The organism is Sphingomonas sp. CFBP 13603 (genome assembly GCF_014892665.1).
In the GTDB taxonomy this organism is placed as follows: Bacteria; Pseudomonadota; Alphaproteobacteria; order Sphingomonadales; family Sphingomonadaceae; genus Sphingomonas.
Genome location: NZ_JADBIA010000003.1, coordinates 95,571 through 109,229, shown reverse-complemented (window position 1 = coordinate 109,229; position 13,659 = coordinate 95,571). Strand labels below are relative to the sequence as shown.

Here is a 13,659-nt window from a genome sequence, read left to right as displayed (position 1 = left end):
CGTCGCGGATCAGGTGACTACGTCGGGCGCGGTGCGGCCGGTGTGCTGGGCGATCCCCGCGATCGACTCCGCGGCGGCGACGATGCTAGCGAGCATTTCCCCGGTGTCGCGGTCGAGGTTGCCGCCGACGGGCTCGTAGCGTTCTAGGTACACGCGGAGCGTCGCGCCGGTGGTGCCGGTGCCCGAGAGGCGGAACACCACGCGGCTGCCGCCTTCGAACAGGATGCGGACGCCCTGGTTGCGGCTGATCGACCCGTCGGTCGGGTCGGTATAGGCGAACTCGTCCGCGGTTTCGACGGTGAGGTCGCGATATTGCTGGCCGGGGAGGGTGGCGAGGCTGGCGCGCAGGGTGGCCATCAACGCGTCGGCGCGTGGGGTCTCGACGCCTTCGTAATCGTGGCGCGCGTAATAGTTGCGACCGAACTTCGCCCAGTGATCGCGGGCGATCGTGTCGACGCTCTCGCCCCGGACGGCGAGGATGTTGAGCCACAGGAGGACCGCCCACAGGCCGTCCTTTTCGCGGACGTGATCGGAACCGGTGCCGGCGCTTTCCTCGCCGCAGATCGTCGCCATGCCGGCGTCGAGCAGATTACCGAAGAACTTCCATCCGGTCGGGGTTTCGTAAGCTGGGATGCCCAAGGCCTCAGCAACGCGGTCGGCGGCGGCGCTGGTCGGCATCGAGCGCGCGATGCCCTTGAGCCCGCTTGCGTAGCCGGGCGAGAGGTGCGCGTTGGCGGCCAGCATCGCGAGGCTGTCCGAGGGGGTGACGAAGCGGTGCTTGCCGATGATGAGGTTGCGGTCGCCGTCGCCGTCCGACGCTGCGCCGAAATCGGGCGCATCCGGAGCCATCATCGTCTCGTACAAGGCGTGCGCGTGGACGAGGTTGGGATCGGGGTGATGACCGCCGAAATCGGGAAGGGGCTCGCCGTTGCGGACGGTGCCGGGCGCGAAGCCGAGGCGACGTTCGAGGATCTCGGTCGCGTAAGGCCCGGTAACCGCGCTCATCGCGTCGAATGCCATCGTCAGCTTGGCGCTGCGGATCGCGTCGAAGTCGAACAGCGTCTCCATGAGCGCGGCGTAATCCTCGACCGGGTCGACGACCTCGACCGGCATATCGCCGACCGTGACTTCGCCGTCGGTGTCGAGGTCGATGTCGTCGGCGTCGACGGTCAGCCAGCGGTCGATCTCGAGCGTCCGCGCGTTGATCGCATCTGTGACGGACTCAGGGGCGGGGCCGCCGTTGGCGATGTTGTACTTGATCCCGAAATCCTCGTCGGGGCCGCCGGGGTTGTGGCTGGCCGAGAGGACGAGGCCGCCGATCGCGCCACGCTTGCGGATCATGTGGCTGGCGGCGGGGGTGGAGAGGATGCCGCCGCGCCCGACGATCACGCGGCCGAAGCCGTTCGCCGCCGCCATGCGGATCGCGACCTGGATCACTTCGCGGTTGAGGAAGCGGCCGTCGCCACCGATCACGAGCGTCGCGCCGGCCTTGTCCGCGACCACGTCGAACACGCTCTGGACGAAATTCTCGGCGTAGTTCGGCTGCTGGAAAACCTTTACCTTCTTGCGAAGGCCCGAGGTGCCGGGCTTCTGATCGGTGTAAGGCGTGGTCGATACGGTGCGGATCATGCGGTCCCCGTCAGGCTTGCGTAAAGGTCTGCGTAGCGGCGGCCGCTCTCGTCCCACGAGAAGTCCGCGCGCATCGCGTTGCGCTGCAACATGGACCAGCGATCGGGGCGTGCATAGAGCGCCATCGTTCGGCGCAGCGCGTGGCTGAGCGCTTCGGGCGTGACGCCGTCGTGCTGGACGCCGGTGGCGACCCCCGCGGCGATCGCGGCTTCATTGGCGTCGATCACGGTGTCGGCGAGCCCGCCGGTCCGCGCGACGACGGGGATGCAGCCGTAAGCGAGGCCGTAGAGCTGCGTCAGGCCGCACGGCTCGAACCGCGACGGGATCAGGATCGCGTCGGCACCGCCTTGGAGCAGGTGCGAGACGGGCTCGTCATAGCCGATGCGGACGCCGATCCGGCCGGGGTGGCGTTTTGCGGCGGCGAGGAAAGCGAGTTCCAGGGCGGTGTCGCCGGAGCCGAGCAGCGCGAGACGGCCGCCGAGCGCGACAAGTTCGTCGAGCGCGCCGGCGAGGACGTCCATGCCCTTCTGCCAGGTGAGCCGGCTGATGACGGTAAAGATCGGGCCGTCGCCGGCTTCGAGCCCGAACAAGGTCTCGATCGCGCGCTTGTTGGTGCGGCGGCGGGAAAGCGTGCGCGCGGTGTAGCGGGCGGGGAGGGACGCGTCGGTTTCTGGGTTCCAGACGGCGGGGTCGATGCCGTTGACGATTCCGGTGACGCGGCCGGCGCGGTCGTTGATCAGGCCTTCGAGGCCCATGCCGAACTCGCCGCGGCGGATTTCGGCGGCGTAGGTCGGGCTGACCGTGGTGATCGCGTCGGCCGCTTCGAGACCGGCCTTGAGGAAGCCGACGCCGCCGTAATATTCGACGCCGTCGAGCGCGAAGGCTTCGTCGGGGAGCGCGAGGTCGGCGAAGATGTCGTGGCCGTAGCGCCCCTGGAACGCGATGTTGTGGATCGTGACGACCGTTTTGGCGGGGGCGCCGGGGCCGGGTGCGTAGCGGAGATAGGCGGGGGCCATCGCCGCCTGCCAGTCGTGCGCGTGGAGGATGTCGAATGCGTAGCCGGGGACCGCGCCCGAGGCAAGATCGGCGGCGGCGCGGCCGAACGCGGCGAAGCGGCGCCAGTTGTCGGACCAGTCTGCGCCGGTCGCGTCTCCGTAGGGGCCGCCGCCTCGGGCGAATAACGCGGGGGCGTCGAGGACGAGGAGCGGGTGGTCGCCGATCTTGGTTTTCAGGATGCGGGCTTCGGTGCCGAGCAGGTCAGGGTAGCGGTGGACGACTTTCGCGCGCTTGGTGACGGCTGCGAGTGCGGGGTAGCCTGGGAGGAAGGTGGTCAGCGCGACGTTATGCGGCGCGAGCGCGGCCGGGAGCGCGCCGACGACGTCTGCGAGACCGCCGGTTTTTATGAGGGGGTAGGCTTCCGAGGCGACGGAGAGGACGCGCATCAAATCCTCCCCGGTAAGGGGAGGGGGACCGTTCGCCACTGGCGAATGGTGGAGGGGGCTCGCCTCCGACGTACCGCTTGTGGAAGCCCCCCTCCACCATGCGATGCATGGTCCCCCTCCCCGTGCCGGGGAGGATTTGCGTTGGTCATCACGCGATTAGCCGGTCGATCATAGATTTGGTCACCAGCACCACGCCGTTGTCGGTGCGGCGGAAGCGCTGCGCATCCAATTCTGCGTCCTCGCCGACCACCAGGCCGTCGGGAATTTCCACGCCGCGATCCACCACCACCTTCGACAGGCGCGCGCCGCGGCCGATCACGCAGTGCGGGAGGATCACCGCTTGATCCAGCATCGAGTAGCTGTGCGCGCGCGTGCCGGTAAAGATCAGGCTGCGGTGGATCGAGGAGCCGGAGATGATGCAATCACCGGAGACCAGCGAGGACACCGCCTCGCCGCGGCGGCCGTCGTCGGCGTGGACGAACTTGGCCGGCGGTGTGACTTCCGAATAGGTCCAGAGCGGCCAGCTGCGATCATAGAGGTCAAGCTTGGGCACGACGTCGGTGAGGTCGATGTTCGCCTCCCAATAGGCGTCGACCGTGCCGACGTCGCGCCAGTATGCGTCGACTTCGCTACCCGAGCGCACGCAGCTATCGGAGAAGCGGTGCGCGACCGCCTTGCCGTGCTTGACGAGGTACGGGATAATGTCCTTGCCGAAATCGCGCGAAGAACCGGGCGTCTCTGCATCGCGGCGCAGTTCGTCGAACAGCAATTTGGTGTGGAAGACGTAGATCCCCATCGACGCCAGCGCGATATCCGGGTTGCCGGGGATCGCGGGCGGATCGGCGGGCTTCTCGACGAACGCGGTGACGTTGTCGTGCTCGTCGACGGCCATCACGCCGAAGCCAATCGCCTCCATCCGCGGCACTTCGAGGCAGGCGATGGTGACGTCCGCGCCGGTCTCGCAATGCTGTTGCAGGATCAGCTCGTAATCCATCTTGTAGATGTGGTCGCCGGCCAGGATGACCATGTATTCGGGCGCGTGGCTCTCGATGATATCGATGTTCTGGTACACGGCATCGGCAGTGCCCTCGTACCACTGGAACTCGCTGATGCGCTGCGACGCAGGCAGGATGTCGAAGCTCTCGTTGCGTTCCGAACGCAGGAAATTCCAGCCGCTCTGGAGATGGCGGATCAGCGAATGTGCCTTGTACTGCGTCGCGACGCCGATCCGGCGGATGCCCGAGTTGATCGCGTTGGACAGCGCGAAATCGATGATGCGCGCCTTGCCGCCGAAATACACCGCGGGTTTCGCACGTGTATCCGTCAGCTCCATCAGGCGACTGCCGCGGCCGCCGGCCAGCACATACGCCATCGCGTCGCGCGCCAATGGCTGTCCCCGCCGTTCCACCATGTCAGTCTCTCCCTAAATTCGGTTGTATAACGCCCTGTTACCCATGGCTTGTTCCGTCGTTGCACCGGATCGGTCTTCGAACTCGATCAGCCTTCGTATTCGAGCATGATCGTCGCCAGCGGGGGTAGCGTGACCCAAGCCGCGCCGTCCTTCGCGACGACGCCGCCGAGATTGCCGAGGCCGCTGCCCCAATAGTCGTGCGCGTCACTGTTGATGATCTCGCACCAGCGGCCGTCGTGCGGCAATGGTACGCGGTAGGGCGCGCGCGCGATCGGCGTCATGTTGGCGACGATCGCGATCGGTTTCGCACCCGGAGCCTTGCGCAACCACGCGAACACCGAATTGGCGGCATCATCAGCGACCAGCCATTCGAAGCCCTCCGCCTCGCAGTCGCGCGCGTGCAACGCCGGCTTCTCGCGGTAGACAGTGTTCAGGTCGCGGACGAGGTTGCGGATGCCCTCATGGCTTCGGGAGTTGCGCAAATCCCAGTCGAGCGCGCGGGCTTCCGACCATTCGCGGCGTTGCGCGAACTCCTGTCCCATGAAGAGCAGCTTCTTGCCCGGATAGCCCCACATGAACGCGTAATAGGCGCGCAGATTGGCGAACTGCTGCCAGTCGTCTCCAGGCATCTTGGTCAGCAACGAGCCCTTGCCGTGGACGACCTCGTCATGGCTCAAGGGAAGGACGAAATTCTCGCTGAACGCATAGACGAGCCCGAAATTGATCTCGCCGTGGTGGTGCTTCCGGTGCAGCGGATCGCGCGCCATGTACTGGAGCGTGTCGTGCATGAAGCCCATGTTCCACTTGAACCCGAACCCGAGCCCGCCGCTCTTGCCGTCGTCACTGACGGGGGCGGAAACGCCCGGCCACGAGGTCGATTCCTCGGCGATCGTGAAGACGCCGGGGTGCTGGCCGTAGATCTCGCGGTTCATGTCGCGGAGGAACGCGACGGCCTCCCAATTCTCGCGACCGCCATCCGCATTGGGGATCCACTCGCCGTTTTTACGTGAATAGTCGCGGTACAGCATCGACGCGACCGCATCCACGCGCAGGCCGTCGATATGATAGCGTTCGGCCCAGAACAGCGCGTTGTTGACGAGGAACGACGTCACTTCGCGCCGCCCGAAATTGTAGATCGCGGTGTTCCAGTCGGGGTGGAAGCCGAGCCGCGGGTCCTCGTGCTCGTACAGCGCGGTGCCGTCGAACTTCGCGAGGCCGAACGCGTCGGTCGGGAAATGCGCAGGCACCCAGTCGAGCAGCACGCCGATCCCGGCGAGATGCGCGCCATCGACGAACCGCGCGAAGCCATCGACGTCGCCGAAGCGGGCGGACGGCGCGTAGAGGCCGGTGGTCTGGTAGCCCCAGCTCGGGTCGTACGGGTGTTCGCTGATCGGCAGGAATTCGATGTGCGTGAAGCCCATCTCGACCACGTACGGTATCAGGCGGTCGGCAAGCGCGTCCCAGGTCAGGAACCAGCCGTCGGCGTCGCGGTCCCATGATCCGGCATGGACCTCATAGATGCTGATCGGCACGCGGCGTGGATCGACTGAGGACCAGTGTTTCCGATGATCGGTGTCGGCCCAGTCATGCGCGAGTTTTCGCGTGATCGAGGCGTTGGCGGGGCGGAGTTCGGACGCGAATGCGAACGGGTCGGCCTTGAGGGGTTGTAGCTGGCCGTCGGGGCCGACGATCTCGAACTTGTACGCGCGGTATTCGGCGATGTCGGGGATGAAGATCTCCCATACGCCGACGTCGCCGCGCTTGCGCATCGCGTGGCGGCGGCCGTCCCAGTCGTTGAAGTCGCCGACCACCGAGACGCGCTGCGCATTGGGGGCCCAGAGCGCGAAATGGACGCCGTGCGCGCCCTCATGCTCGATCAGGTGTGCGCCCATCTTGTCGTGGAGGCGGCGGTGCGTGCCCTCCGCCATCAGCAGATCGTCGATCGGGCCGAGTACGGGGCCGAAGCTGTAGGGGTCGGTGACCCACCACGACGTATCGCCCGCCTCCGCATGGTATTTTACCGGCTGTTGCGTGCCGTCGATCGGACCCTCGAACAGGCCGCGATCGTCGATGCGGGGGAGAGTGCCGAGCGCGGTGCCGTCGAGTGCGTGCGCCTCCGCCGTGTCCGCCCCGGGCAGCCAGACACGCGCGAACACGCCGGTCGGGCCGTTGTGGACGCCGAGCAGCGAGAACGGATCGTCGTGACGCCCTTCCAGCAGGGCAACGATGGCACCTTCGGGTGGCTTCACATCACCGTCCAGATCTCGCGCGCATATTCGCGGATCGTGCGGTCGGACGAGAACCAGCCGACGCGCGCGACGTTGCGGACGGTCGAAGCGACCCATGCATCGCGATCGTTCCAGCGCGTGTCGACCGCGCGCTGGGCGGTGGCATAGCTGTCGAAATCAGCAGCGAGCATGAACCAGTCGCCCTCGTACAGCCCGCCCATCAGTCCGGCGTAGCGCGTCTTGTCGTCGGGCGAGAACACGCCGGACGCGATCGCGGATACCGCCTGGCGGAGTTCGTTCGAGCCGTCGATTACCGCGCGGGGATCGTATCCGTTGGCGCGCTTCGCCTCGACCTCGTCCGCGGTCATGCCGAAGATGAAGATGTTGTCGTCGCCGACGCGGTCCTTGATCTCGATATTGGCACCGTCGAGCGTGCCGATCGTCAGCGCGCCGTTCATCGCGAACTTCATGTTGCCGGTACCCGATGCTTCGAGGCCGGCGGTCGAGATCTGTTCGCTGAGATCGGCGGCGGGGATGATCTTCTCCGCCAACGACACGTTGTAGTTGGGCAGGAACGCGACCTTGAGCAGGCCACCGACCGAGGGGTCCGCGTTGATCCGGCGGGCGACGTCATTCGCCAGTTTGATGACCAGTTTCGCGTTGTGATAGCTCGACGCCGCCTTGCCCGCGAACAGCTTCACGCGGGGCGTCCAGTCTCGCTCCGGATGGCTGCGGATCTGGTCGTAGAGCGCGACCGTCTCGATGATGTTGAGCAGCTGGCGCTTATACTCGTGGATGCGCTTGATCTGGACGTCGAACATCGCGTCGGGATCGACGCGGAGCCCCATCGTCTCCTTGATGTGATTAGCCAGTGCCACCTTGTTCGAACGCTTCACGCTCGCAAAGCGCTCCCTGAAACCGGAATCGTCCGCGAAAACATCCAGATCGACGAGCTTTTCGGCATCGTCGAGGAAGCCGTCGCCGATCGCATCGCGGATCAGCGCGGTGAGGCCTGGGTTGCATTGCTGGAGCCAGCGGCGCGGCGTGATGCCGTTAGTCTTGTTGTTGATCCGCGTCGGGTAGAGCTTGTGGAGATCGGCGAAGACCGTCTTCTTCATCAGCTGCGTGTGGAGCGCGGCGACGCCGTTGACGCTGTGCGAGCCGGCAAAGGCGAGGTTCGCCATCCGCACGCGCCGCTCGCCGCCCTCGTCGATCAGGCTGATCGCGGCGATCGCGCGGTCGTCGATACCTTCCGTACCGCGCGCTTCCCGCAGCAGCTTGGCGTTGATCGCGTAGACGATCTGCATGTGCCGCGGGAGCAGGCGTTCGAACAGCGGCAGCGGCCAGCTCTCCAGCGCCTCGGGCAACAACGTGTGGTTGGTATAGCCGAAGGTGGCGCGGGTGATCTTCCACGCCTCGTCGAACGCGAATTCGTGATGGTCGATCAGCAGTCGCATGAGTTCGGCGACCGACACCGCGGGGTGCGTATCGTTGAGCTGGATCGCGGCCTTGTCGGGCAGCGTGCGGATGTCGCCGAAATACTGGATGTGGCGGCGGACGATGTCCTGGATCGACGCGGACGAGAAGAAATACTCCTGGCGCAGGCGGAGTTCCTGGCCGGCGGCGGTGGAGTCGTTGGGGTAGAGGACGCGGGTGAGCGTCTCGGCGCGCAACTGATCGGCGAGCGCACCGCTGAAATCGCCGGCGTTGAAGCGGTCGAGCTTGATCGGATCGAACGCGCGGGCGGTCCACAGGCGGAGCGTGTTGACGTGCTTGCCGCGCCAGCCGACGACGGGGGTGTCGACGGCGGTGGCCTCGACCGCCTCGGATGGGCTCCAATGGACCTGGCCGTTGTCTGCGGCAGTCACTTCGCCGCCGAAGCCGACGAAATAGGCGCTCTCGCGGCGTTCGAACTCCCAGGGGTTGCCGTGGGCCAGCCAGTTCTCGGGCATCTCGACCTGCCAGCCATCGTCGATCCGCTGGCGGAACATGCCGTTCACATAGCGGATGCCGTAGCCGTAGGCGGGGAGCGCGAGGCTTGCCATGCTTTCCATGAAGCAGGCGGCGAGCCGGCCGAGACCGCCATTGCCGAGCGCCGCGTCAGGCTCGATTTCCTCGAGTTCGGCAAGGTCGACGCCGTGGAGTTTCAAGGCCTGCGTGACCTCGTCGTTGCGCTGGAGGTTGGTCACCGCGTCGCGCAGCAGCCGGCCGATCAGGAATTCGAGGCTGAGATAATAGACGCGCTTGGCGCCGGCCGCGTGCGCCGCCTTGGTCGAGGCCATCCAGCGTTCGACGATGTCGTTGCGGACCGTCAGGATCGTCGCGGCGAGCCAGTCGTGCGGGCGGGCGGCCTGCGCATCCTTGCCGATGCGGTGGACCAGCGTGTCGAGGATCGAGTCGGCCAGATCCTGGATGACGGGTGCTTGAACGGGCGGCTGTACGGCAGGATCTGAGGTCACGCGGTTTCCGAAATCGTTACGGTCGCGGCGATCCTAGCCTCCCGCGGGCCGATGTCACGCGGACTTCCTTCCCGTGACGGAAAAGAATGTTGCCGATCAATGCTTTGAATTTGGGATGATCCATCACCGCGCTGGGGCGGTGGTGGACAGGGTAGGGTTCGAACCTACGTAGGAGAAACTCCGGCAGATTTACAGTCTGCTGCCTTTAACCACTCGGCCACCTGTCCAGGCCGCTTTTGCAAGCGCCGCTCTTTCAAGCGAGGCGGCTCAATGGCGAAGCGCGCCCCGCCTGTCAACGCGGGTTTTGCGAAGTTTCGTGGTTCATAGTTGCCGCGGGCGCCGAATGCCGACAAGGACGCGGCATACACAGACACGATAGAGAGCGAATATGGCACGCAAGGGACACAGGCCGAGCAAGGCACCGGCAGGCCGCCCCCGCTTCTGGGGCAAGCACGCGGTGGGCGCTGCGCTTGCCAATCCGGAGCGCACGGTGCGCAAAATCCTCGGCACGCGCGAGGCGCTGGCCGGGTTCGACCTGCCGGCCGACGTGCCGGTGACCTATGCCGAGGCGATGGATCTGGCGCGACTGGTGCCGGGCGATGCGCCGCACCAGGGCGTGGTGATCGAGGTCGAGCCGCTCGAGGACATGTGGCTGGCCGACCTGCTCGAGCACGGCAAGGACGACAATCGCCCCCTGGTGATCCTCGACGGCGTGACCGATCCGCATAACGTCGGCGCGATCTTGCGCTCGGCGGCGGCGTTCGATGCGCTGGGGATCATTACGCCGGATCGGAATGCGCCGCCGGAGTCCGGGACGATCGCTCGCGCTGCGTCTGGGGCGCTCGAGAGCGTGCCCTGGATCCGGGTGGTGAACCTGGCGCGCGCTCTGGAAGAGATTGCGGCGGCGGGGTTCTGGCGGATCGGGCTTACGGGCCACGCGACGCAGACGCTGTCGGAAGCGATGGGCACGCAGCGGATCGCGATCGTGCTCGGCGCCGAGGGCGAGGGCATGCGGCAGAATACCGAGCAGCATTGCGACGAGCTGGCGAAACTGCCGATCTCGGAGAAGGTGGAGAGCCTCAACGTCTCGAATGCCGCGGCGATCGCGCTCTACGCCATCACCACGCGGTAAAATTACTCCCTCGCCCCTGCGGGAGAGGGAAGGGGCCCGGCGCCCTTGCGGTGGGAAGGGAGAGGGGAGTGAGGCTCGGGACTTGGATCCCAACGCCCCTCTCCCTTCCGGCGCAAGCGCGCCTCCCTCCCTCTCCCCGGAGGGGCGAGGGACAGGGGGAGTCAGTCCTCCGCCGCGATCCGAACCTTCAGGCCATCCAAGCCTTCGGTCAGCTCGATCTGGCACGACAGACGTGAAAACTCATCCCGATCACTCGTCGAATCGAGCAGATCATCCTCGTCCGGCCCCATCGGCTTCAGTTTGGCCGCAAAGTCCGGGTCGACATGGACATGGCAGGTGGCGCACGAGCAACAGCCGCCGCACAGCGCCAGGATCTCGTCGATCCCGGCGTCGCGGATGACTTCCATCACCGAAAGGCCCGCCTCGCCGATGATCTCGCGTTCTTCCCCTTCGCGCGTCACGACGATAAGCTTGGGCATGTCATTCTCCGAAAAATCTTCGTGCGTTCATGCCGTTGCGCGAGCCAGGGATCAAGCATCATGGGCCTGAGCGCCGAGCAACTCGAAACCGCGATGGCGGCGTTGTGCGCGATCGAACCCGCGTTCGCGGTCGCGGTCGGCAATGCCGGCCACCCCGCGCCGCGGATCAGCGAGCGTGGTTTCGCGACGTTGCTGCGGACGATCGTCGGCCAGCAGGTGAGCGTCGCGTCGGCGGCGGCGGTGTGGAACAAGCTCGATGCGGTGGTCGGTGGCGCGGGCGACCCGGCGAAAATCGCCGCCGCCAGCGACGAGTTGCTGAAGAGCGCCGGCCTGTCGCGCCAGAAGCTCGGCTATGCCCGCAGCCTCGCCGACGAGGTGACGAGCGGCCGGCTCGACCTGACCAACCTGCCCGAGGACGACGAGGAGGCGATCGCCGCGCTGGTCCGCGTGAAGGGGATCGGTCGCTGGTCGGCGGAAATCTACCTGCTGTTCGCAGAGGGGCGGACCGATATCTGGCCGGCGGGCGACCTCGCGATCCAGATCGAGGTCGGACGGATTCTTGGCCACGAGACCCGCCCGAGCGAGAAACTGACGCGAGAGGTGGCGGAGGCCTGGCGCCCGCACCGCGGCGCCGCGGCGATCTTCGCGTGGCATCATTATCAGGCGGACATGAAGGTCATTTGAGGCGGCGACGGTCTGCAACTGCGGACCCGCTCCCCCGTACCGCGTTAACTCGATACTGTAGCCTCGGCCGTATTGCGGCGGAAATCAGGAGTCGCGATCATGAAATTCATCGAACTGAAGTCGCATGGCGGCAACTACTACGTCGTGGCGGCGAACGTCGCCTATCTGCGCAAGGACGAGAACGGGCAGACTAAAGTCGGACTCGTCGGCGGCGACTCGCTGCTGGTGGTGGGGAGCATGGAGGACGTCGCGGCAAAGCTGCTGGCAGGCTGACCCGACGTCGCTGTCGGCGACACATGTCCTGACGACGCGCTTGTTCCCCAAGCGCCCTTCCGGCAAAGCGACCGGCGATGCCAGCACCGACCTCAGCCTTCGCCAATTCGCTCGCCGAGAGCCACCGCACCGTCGTCGTCCCCGAAGGCGCGTCGTTCTGGCGGCGGCTGTTCGCGTTCGTGGGGCCGGGGTATCTCGTCGCGGTCGGCTATATGGACCCCGGCAACTGGGCGACCGACATCGCCGGCGGCTCCGCGTTCGGTTACACATTATTGTCCGTCGTACTGCTGTCGAACCTCATGGCGATGGTCCTGCAAGCGCTCTCCGCGCGCCTCGGCATCGTCGCCGGGCTCGATCTTGCTCAAGCCTGCCGCGCGCATTATTCGAAGCCGGTTTCGGTCGCGCTCTGGTTCCTGTGCGAGATTGCGATCATTGCCTGCGATCTCGCCGAGGTGCTCGGCACCGCGATCGCGCTGAAGCTGCTGTTCGGCATGCCTTTGGTCTATGGCGTCGTGCTCACCGCACTCGACGTGTTCCTGATCCTCGCACTGCAACGCTTCGGGTTCCGCAAGCTGGAGGCGTTCGTCGTCGCGTTGCTCGTGATCATCGCGGGCTGCTTCATCTTCGAGCTGTTCCTCGCGCGGCCCGAATGGGCGGGCGTGCTTGGCGGGCTCGTTCCGACGACGCAGATCGTGACGAACCCCGCGATGCTCTACATCGCGATCGGCATCCTCGGCGCGACCGTGATGCCGCACAATCTGTATCTCCACTCGTCGATCGTCCAGACCCGCGCCTTCGCCAAGGACGCGGCCGGCAAGCGCGACGCGATCACGATGGCGACGATCGACGGCACCGTGGCGCTCGGCCTCGCCTTCTTCATCAACGCCGCGATCCTGATCCTCGCCGCTGCAACCTTCCACGTTGCAGGGCGCACCGACGTCGCGGAGATCGACCAGGCGTACGAGTTGCTGGCGCCGATGCTCGGGATGGGTGCGGCGAGCGTGTTGTTCGCGGTCGCGCTGCTCGCGTCGGGGCAGAACTCGACGGTGACGGGCACGCTCGCCGGTCAGATCGTGATGGAGGGCTTCCTCAACCTTCGCATGCCGGTCTGGGCGCGACGTCTGGTGACTCGGTTGCTCGCGATCGTCCCCGCGGTGTTCGTGGTCGGTGCTTCGGGCGACGCTGGCGCGACCAAGCTGCTGGTGCTCAGCCAGGTCGTGCTCAGCCTGCAACTCCCGTTCGCGGTGGTGCCGCTGGTCAAGTTCACTGGTGACCGCACGATCATGGGCGACCTGGTCAGCCCGGCCTGGCTGAAGGTCCTCGCCTGGGTGATCGCAGCCGTGATCATCGGGCTGAACGGCACTTTGCTCTACGGCATGCTGTAGATACGAAAACGGCGGCCGATCGCTCGGCCGCCGCTTCGTCATTGGCTAGCTTTGGCTGAAGCTCAACGGCACTTCACGTTGCCGCGGTCGACCGAACGGCCGAGCAGTGCGCCGCCACCGGCACCCGCCAGCGTACCGAGCGTGCCGCCACCGATCAGGTTGGCCAGCGCGCCACCGCCGAGTGCACCGATCACGAGGCCGGTCGTGCCGTCGTTGCGCTTGCAATAGGCGCGGCCATCGCGACCCCGATAGATCCGGTCGTTGCGGCTGAGGCGGCGCTCACGGTACTTGCCGTCACGATAGCTGTTCGACGGATCCCAGTTACGGTCGTCGCCACGCCAGTTGCGATCGTTGCCGCGACGGTCGTTGTTGAAACGGCGATCGTCACGATCGCGACGGTCGTTGTTGTCGCGGCGATCGTCGTAACGCTGCGCGGTCGCGGCGGTCGGCAGCATGGCCGGCGCTGCGACGGCGACCGACATCAACGCTGCGATAAGATGCTTCTTCATGGGATAATCTCCTGATGCGTGACACGGT

11 protein-coding genes and 1 tRNA gene are annotated in these 13,659 nt (G+C 66.2%); 4 read left to right on the top strand and 8 right to left on the bottom strand.

The genetic code is table 11. The features are described 5' to 3' along the window. Positions 1–9: 9 nt before the first annotated feature. From IFR23_RS05980 to IFR23_RS05955, 6 genes are all read right to left on the bottom strand, one after another. Positions 10–1,629 (bottom strand): alpha-D-glucose phosphate-specific phosphoglucomutase, encoded by a 1,620-nt coding sequence (locus tag IFR23_RS05980; RefSeq protein ID WP_192975114.1) that lies wholly within the window; start codon positions 1,627–1,629, stop codon positions 10–12. Next, positions 1,626–3,071, bottom strand: coding sequence for a glycogen synthase GlgA (gene glgA, locus IFR23_RS05975; protein ID WP_192975113.1), 1,446 nt, complete (start codon positions 3,069–3,071; stop codon positions 1,626–1,628). Before glgA ends, IFR23_RS05980 begins: the two co-directional genes overlap by 4 nt. Before the next feature lie 148 nt (positions 3,072–3,219). Beyond that, on the bottom strand, positions 3,220–4,479 hold the full coding sequence (gene glgC, locus IFR23_RS05970; protein WP_446740890.1) for a glucose-1-phosphate adenylyltransferase: 1,260 nt from the start codon (positions 4,477–4,479) through the stop codon (positions 3,220–3,222). Between the two features lie 89 nt (positions 4,480–4,568). Continuing rightward, positions 4,569–6,731, bottom strand: coding sequence for a 1,4-alpha-glucan branching protein GlgB (glgB, locus tag IFR23_RS05965; RefSeq protein WP_192975111.1), 2,163 nt, complete (start codon positions 6,729–6,731; stop codon positions 4,569–4,571). Beyond that, entirely contained in the window at positions 6,728–9,124 is a 2,397-nt protein-coding gene (locus IFR23_RS05960; RefSeq protein ID WP_342344892.1) for a glycogen/starch/alpha-glucan phosphorylase, read from the bottom strand. Before IFR23_RS05960 ends, glgB begins: the two co-directional genes overlap by 4 nt. A gap of 185 nt (positions 9,125–9,309) precedes the next feature. Beyond that, positions 9,310–9,396: transfer RNA gene (locus tag IFR23_RS05955), tRNA-Tyr, on the bottom strand. Positions 9,397–9,557: 161 nt separating this feature from the next. Here IFR23_RS05955 and rlmB point away from each other — a divergent pair. Continuing rightward, complete coding sequence (gene rlmB, locus IFR23_RS05950) at positions 9,558–10,301, top strand: 23S rRNA (guanosine(2251)-2'-O)-methyltransferase RlmB (RefSeq protein WP_056055070.1); 744 nt, start codon at positions 9,558–9,560, stop codon at positions 10,299–10,301. A gap of 161 nt (positions 10,302–10,462) precedes the next feature. On the opposite strand, the gene IFR23_RS05945 is transcribed toward rlmB, so the two are convergent. Continuing rightward, positions 10,463–10,780, bottom strand: coding sequence for a 2Fe-2S iron-sulfur cluster-binding protein (locus IFR23_RS05945; protein WP_056061033.1), 318 nt, complete (start codon positions 10,778–10,780; stop codon positions 10,463–10,465). Between the two features lie 60 nt (positions 10,781–10,840). Between IFR23_RS05945 and IFR23_RS05940 the strand changes: the two genes are divergently transcribed. From IFR23_RS05940 to IFR23_RS05930, 3 genes are all read left to right on the top strand, one after another. Continuing rightward, a complete protein-coding gene (locus tag IFR23_RS05940) occupies positions 10,841–11,464 on the top strand; it encodes a DNA-3-methyladenine glycosylase family protein (protein ID WP_192975109.1) in 624 nt (207 codons plus the stop codon). 99 nt (positions 11,465–11,563) lie between these two features. Next, complete coding sequence (locus IFR23_RS05935; protein ID WP_165911340.1) at positions 11,564–11,737, top strand: hypothetical protein; 174 nt, start codon at positions 11,564–11,566, stop codon at positions 11,735–11,737. 77 nt (positions 11,738–11,814) lie between these two features. After that, positions 11,815–13,122 (top strand): Nramp family divalent metal transporter, encoded by a 1,308-nt coding sequence (locus IFR23_RS05930; RefSeq protein WP_192975108.1) that lies wholly within the window; start codon positions 11,815–11,817, stop codon positions 13,120–13,122. 62 nt (positions 13,123–13,184) lie between these two features. Here IFR23_RS05930 and IFR23_RS05925 read toward each other — a convergent pair whose 3' ends face one another. Then, a complete protein-coding gene (locus IFR23_RS05925; RefSeq protein ID WP_056061027.1) occupies positions 13,185–13,631 on the bottom strand; it encodes a hypothetical protein in 447 nt (148 codons plus the stop codon). Positions 13,632–13,659 lie beyond the last annotated feature (28 nt).

What these genes read in the sequence shown, in the direction of transcription:
- IFR23_RS05980 (WP_192975114.1), bottom strand. Translation starts at nt 1,629, where the DNA reads ATGATCCGCACCGTATCGACCACGCCTTACACCGATCAGAAGCCCGGC.
- glgA (WP_192975113.1), bottom strand. Translation starts at nt 3,071, where the DNA reads ATGCGCGTCCTCTCCGTCGCCTCGGAAGCCTACCCCCTCATAAAAACC.
- rlmB (WP_056055070.1), top strand. Translation starts at nt 9,558, where the DNA reads ATGGCACGCAAGGGACACAGGCCGAGCAAGGCACCGGCAGGCCGCCCC.
- IFR23_RS05945 (WP_056061033.1), bottom strand. Translation starts at nt 10,780, where the DNA reads ATGCCCAAGCTTATCGTCGTGACGCGCGAAGGGGAAGAACGCGAGATC.
- IFR23_RS05940 (WP_192975109.1), top strand. Translation starts at nt 10,841, where the DNA reads ATGGGCCTGAGCGCCGAGCAACTCGAAACCGCGATGGCGGCGTTGTGC.
- IFR23_RS05935 (WP_165911340.1), top strand. Translation starts at nt 11,564, where the DNA reads ATGAAATTCATCGAACTGAAGTCGCATGGCGGCAACTACTACGTCGTG.
- IFR23_RS05930 (WP_192975108.1), top strand. Translation starts at nt 11,815, where the DNA reads ATGCCAGCACCGACCTCAGCCTTCGCCAATTCGCTCGCCGAGAGCCAC.
- IFR23_RS05925 (WP_056061027.1), bottom strand. Translation starts at nt 13,631, where the DNA reads ATGAAGAAGCATCTTATCGCAGCGTTGATGTCGGTCGCCGTCGCAGCG.